Below are 716 nucleotides of genomic sequence, written 5' to 3' on the forward strand. Positions count from 1 at the left end.
CGCCGCCGCGGTGGTGGCCGGCGCGCTGAGCCTGGAGGACGGCGCCCGGGTCTCCGCCCTGCGCAGCCGGGCCCTCGACGCCATCGCCGGGGAGGGCGGCATGGTCTCGCTCGGGCTCTCCGCCGAACGGGCCGAGCAGCTTCTCACGCCCTGGGCCGACCGGATCTCCGTCGCCGCCTACAACTCCCCCACCACCACCGTCGTCGCCGGTGACAGCGACGCCCTGGCCGAACTGCTCGCCACCTGCGAACGCGACGGCGTACGGGCACGGGCGATTCCCGTTGACTACGCCTCGCACTCCCCGCACATCGAGCGACTGCGCGACCGGCTGCTCGACGTCCTGGCCGGCATCAGCCCGCAGGCACCGCGCATCCCGATGTTCTCCACCGTCACCGGCGACTGGCTCACCACCCCGCCCGACACCGCCTACTGGTACACCAACCTGCGCCAACCCGTCCTGCTGACCAGGGCCCTGGAGGCCCTCCACGAAGCCGGCCACACCCACTTCGTCGAGACCAGCCCGCACCCCGTCCTCGTGCCCGCCGTCGAGGAGACCCTCGACACCGCCGTCACCGTCCCCACCCTGCGCCGCGACGAAGGCGACCGACGACGCCTCCTCACCTCCCTCGCCCACGCCTGGACCACCGGCCTCACCGTCGACTGGACCACCGCGATCCCCCGCGGCCGACGCGTCGAACTGCCCACCTACCCGTTCC

1 protein-coding gene is annotated in these 716 nt (G+C 73.5%); it reads left to right on the top strand.

Annotated features, from left to right (window positions below; genetic code table 11):
* Positions 1-716 (top strand): acyltransferase domain-containing protein (locus tag PUR61_RS01210; protein WP_329874697.1); only part of this gene is annotated, 716 nt, incomplete at both ends.

Origin of the sequence: Streptomyces sp. BE20, from assembly GCF_036322525.1 — a bacterium.
Taxonomy (GTDB): Bacteria; Actinomycetota; Actinomycetes; order Streptomycetales; family Streptomycetaceae; genus Kitasatospora.